The sequence below is a fragment of the Streptomyces cahuitamycinicus genome, from assembly GCF_002891435.1.
In the GTDB taxonomy this organism is placed as follows: Bacteria; Actinomycetota; Actinomycetes; order Streptomycetales; family Streptomycetaceae; genus Streptomyces; species Streptomyces cahuitamycinicus.
Genome location: NZ_POUC01000588.1, coordinates 1 through 3,903, shown reverse-complemented (window position 1 = coordinate 3,903; position 3,903 = coordinate 1). Strand labels below are relative to the sequence as shown.

The window sequence follows — 3,903 nt, the reverse complement described above, 5'->3', positions numbered from 1 at the left end:
GTGTGGGGACGGGCGCGGGGGTGGTGCCGTCCCGGGCACGGCACATGGGATGTGCTGGATGTTATCCGTACAAGTGGGTGTGCGGGCCCGGCCTGACCGAATCTTTGGCGACTCCGTCACAGGATGTGTCCGGTCACCGGGTACCGGCGGCCGCGAAACGTGCCACGGCGGCCACGTTCGATCTGGTCACGAAGGCGGGGCCGGTCAGCACCGGGGCCGTCCCGCCACCGCTGACGTTGCCGTTGGTCCGGTACAGCCACAGGGCGTCCACCGCGAGGTAGCCCTGCAGATACGGCTGCTGGTCCACGGCGAACTGCACCTCGCCGTCCTTGACCGCCTTGACCAGGTCCTTGTTCAGGTCGAAGGTGGCGACCTCGGCCCGGCTGCCGGACTGCCGCACCGCCTTGACCGCGCTCAGCGCGATCTGGGCGCCGTTGGTGACGACCTCGTCGATGCTCGAGTCCTGCCGCAGCCGGGAGGCGATCGTGGCGGTCACCGCGTCCAGATCGGTGCCGTCCACGTACAGGTTGTCGGTGTCGCCCCGGAGGGTCTTGCGCACACCCGCGCAGCGGGCCTCCAGCGCGACGTTCCCTCGTTCGTGTACCACGCACAGGGCGTGCTCGGCCTTGAGGCCGTTCAGCTTGTCGCCCACGGCCCGGCCCGCGACGGACTCGTCCTGGCCGAAGTACTCCAGGAGTCCGGTCGGCCGCCAGGCGTCGATGCCGGAGTTGAGCCCGACGACGGGTATGCCTGCCGCCTTGGCCTGGGCGACCGGGCCGCGCATGGCCGCCGGCTTGGCCAGCGTCACCGCGATGCCGTCGGCCTCGGCGCGCACCGCGTCCCGCACCAGATCGGCCTGCGCGGCCGGGTCCGCGGCGCTGGCGTAGGTCAGGTCGATGCCGTCCTTGGCGGCCGCAGCCTCGGCGCCCCTGCGCACCAGGTCCCAGAAGGCGTCGCCCTTGCCGCCGTGTGTCACCAGGGTGACCTTCATCCCGCCGCCGGCTGCGGCCGCCGCGTCCGGCTCGTCGCCGGCCCCGCCGAGGACGGAGCAGCCGGACACCAGCAGACACAGGACGGACGCCAGGGCGGCGGCACGCGTGCGTCTCACGGAAGTGTGCGGCGGGGGAGGAAGGTTCATGAGGGGCGGACCTCGCTGTGCGGCCGAGCAAGAGCAGGGTGAGAGTGCGTGCGGCCGCTGAGTGTGCAGCGGCCTGATGACTCTCGCTGGCCCGGAGCCAACCGTGTGTGACCACTGGTCGTCAAGTGAGCGGCCACATGCCGTGAGTTGATGCTGCCGCATCGTGATGATCTGTACGACCCGTCGAACAGCGGGATTCCGGTTACGGCTTGTGCGCCACCGCCCCGTACATCGCGATGTCCTCGTCGCGGATGCTCTCACCTCCGCTTTCCATACCGTCCGTGCGGTTCGGACGCCACTTGTGGACCTGGACCACGCCGGGTTCCACCAGGGCGAGACCCTCGAAGAACTCCGCCGCCTCCGCATGGGTGCGCAGCCTCATCGGCATGCCCCGGGCCGCGTACTCCCGGGCGACCCGGCCGACTTCGTCCGGGGCGAAGTCGGCGGTGCCGACCGACATCGCCAGGCAGCTGCCGGACGGCAGCGGTTCGAGGAGCCGGCGGACGATACCGACTGCGTCGTGCTCGTCGAGCATGAAGTGCACGATCGCGATCACCGTCAGCGCGACCGGCTCCGACAGGTCGAGCGTCTCCCGGAACCCCTGGGCGCCGAGGACGGCCGCCGGATCGCGCATGTCCGCCTCCACGTACGCCGTCCTGCCCTCCGGCGTGCCGGACAGCAGCTCCCGTGACAGGGCGAGGACGAGCGGGTCGTTGTCGACGTAGACGACCCGCGCCCCGGGGGCCGTCTCCTGGGCGATCTCGTGCAGGTTGGGGGAGGTCGGGATGCCGGTGCCGATGTCGAGGAACTGGCGGATCCCCGCCTCCCGGGCCAGATGGCGCACCGCCCGGTGCATGAAGTCGCGGTTGGCCCGCATGTGGACGGGCAGGGCCGGCCACTCGTGGCACATGGCGTCGCCCGCCTCCCGGTCGGCCGGGTAGTGGTCGTCGCCGCCGAGGATGTAGTCGTAGATCCGCGCGGAGTGCGCGCTCCCGGTGTCGACGCGGTGCTCCGTCATCTGGCCTCCCGGTGCTCAACTGTTCTGCAGAAGGCAGCAGTTGGCCGCCGCACCTGATTCCACCACTCCTGGCCCCGCGAGGGAAGGAACCGCTTGCTCCGGTGGCCCTGGGGGTCCGTCGCGAGCGCGGCGTCGCGCGGACGGGCACGTTCGCAGAGGGTGCTAGGACTGCCGCGCCGGCGTCGGGGGCAGGTTCTCGGCCGCCCGGGCCTGCTTCCGGCGCCGTCTGCGGCTGACACGGGGTTCCTGGTCCGGGAGCCAGCCGAAGGCGAGGCAGCTGCCGGTCACGCCCAGGAGCAGGCCGACGAAGAAGCCGCCCAGGTTGGAGGTCATCCAGGTGCCCAGGGAGACCAGGACGCCGATGACCGAGTAGAACAGGCGCTGGGTGGGGTTGAAGAGGATCAGCACGCCGCACAGCAGCATCACGACCGGGAGCAGGTAGCCGGCCAGACCCTGCATGCCGACGTGCAGGATGACGTCCAGCGACGCCTTCAGGGTGAGCAGGACCTCCGCCCCGCCCAGGGCGAGCAGCAGCCCGCCCCAGAACGGGCGGCCGGCCCGCCACTGCCTGAAAGCGGGCCGGACTCCCTCGCGCGGGCCGCGCGGCATCAGCAACCCGATCCGCTGAAGCCCAGCTTCAGGCCAGGCAGCTTGAACACACCGGCTGTGGTGGCGTAGTTGGTCTGCCGCAGGTTGGCGATGTGCACGGTGTCGGACTGCTGGCTGAACACGCCGATCGGCCCACGGCCCTTCGGGCCGGCCTTGTTCAGGGTGCTGGCGTCGTTGCCGATCTCGATGTTGGTGAAGGCGGCGTCGCCGGTCAGCTCGGTCGAGTCGGTCGTCAGATCGCTGGCGCGCACCTTCTGCGAGCCTTCACCCGCCCTGATGACCAGATTGGTGCCGCCCAGGTCCACGCTCTGGCAGAGCTTGGTGAGCGTCGCGTTCTTGATCACGGACGTGACGACCAGCACCTGGCCGCCGGTCTCACCCGCGTTGGGGCTGCCCTCGGCCATCTCGTCCAGGCCGCCGAACTGTGCGAAGCCGGTGCCGTCCAGTTCGGTCGCGGTGACCGTGAAGGGCATGCCGGAGATGGCGAACTGCACGCCCAGGGCCCCTTCGGCGGTGAGGACCGCCAGGCCCGCGGCGACCAGGGTGGCCGGCACCGCCATCACCGCGGCCCGGCGCGCCCGGACCCGCCCGCGTCGTGCGGGGGCGTCACCGACGTCCGGGGCGGCGGCGCCGTCCGGTCTTTCGGGGGTGTGCTCGGCGGAGGAGGTCATGTCTGCTCCAGGTGCATGTCGGTGCGGATCGGACTTCGGTGGCAGGTTGCCCTGGCGCGGACACCGACCGCGTACGCACGTCTCCCGCAACTCCCGGCGGTTGCAAGGGCTTTCTCGTTACGTCGCAGTAGCCGTCGAGGAAGTTACCGGGGGTTACATGAAGGGTCAAGGGAAGTGTGAACAAAGAGTGGTGATTGTGCGTCAGGGGTGAGTCGCCGGTTTCCCGAAATGCTCACCGTACGCACAACTCCCTTGCAAAGCCTTGACGTTGACGGAGAGGCGGGTCTACAACTCTCCTCGACTCACCGGATCCGTGGCGCCGGATCCGCCACGCGGCACGTCCGTGTGTCCCGGACCCGCTCGTCCCGTCAGGGCATCTCGTCGCCCGGTGCGTCCGCACGGGCTTTCCCTCGCCCGAGTCCCCCCGCCACGGCACGGCCGCTTCCTTCCGGAGCCGTGTCACCAGC

Annotated in this window: 4 protein-coding genes; all 4 read right to left on the bottom strand. The window is 70.5% G+C overall.

Annotated features, from left to right (window positions below):
- Positions 1 to 133: 133 nt before the first annotated feature.
- Entirely contained in the window at positions 134 to 1,138 is a 1,005-nt protein-coding gene (locus tag C1J00_RS39780; protein WP_102913731.1) for a substrate-binding domain-containing protein, read from the bottom strand.
- A gap of 202 nt (positions 1,139 to 1,340) precedes the next feature.
- Complete coding sequence (locus C1J00_RS39775; RefSeq protein WP_102913730.1) at positions 1,341 to 2,156, bottom strand: SAM-dependent methyltransferase; 816 nt, start codon at positions 2,154 to 2,156, stop codon at positions 1,341 to 1,343.
- Between the two features lie 162 nt (positions 2,157 to 2,318).
- A complete protein-coding gene (locus C1J00_RS39770) occupies positions 2,319 to 2,765 on the bottom strand; it encodes a DUF6114 domain-containing protein (RefSeq protein WP_180989868.1) in 447 nt (148 codons plus the stop codon).
- Positions 2,765 to 3,436, bottom strand: a complete 672-nt coding sequence (locus tag C1J00_RS39765; RefSeq protein WP_102913728.1) for a DUF6230 family protein — start codon at positions 3,434 to 3,436, stop codon at positions 2,765 to 2,767. Before C1J00_RS39765 ends, C1J00_RS39770 begins: the two co-directional genes overlap by 1 nt.
- Positions 3,437 to 3,903 lie beyond the last annotated feature (467 nt).

What these genes read in the sequence shown, in the direction of transcription:
- C1J00_RS39780 (WP_102913731.1), bottom strand. Translation starts at nt 1,138, where the DNA reads ATGAACCTTCCTCCCCCGCCGCACACTTCCGTGAGACGCACGCGTGCC.
- C1J00_RS39775 (WP_102913730.1), bottom strand. Translation starts at nt 2,156, where the DNA reads ATGACGGAGCACCGCGTCGACACCGGGAGCGCGCACTCCGCGCGGATC.
- C1J00_RS39770 (WP_180989868.1), bottom strand. Translation starts at nt 2,765, where the DNA reads ATGCCGCGCGGCCCGCGCGAGGGAGTCCGGCCCGCTTTCAGGCAGTGG.
- C1J00_RS39765 (WP_102913728.1), bottom strand. Translation starts at nt 3,436, where the DNA reads ATGACCTCCTCCGCCGAGCACACCCCCGAAAGACCGGACGGCGCCGCC.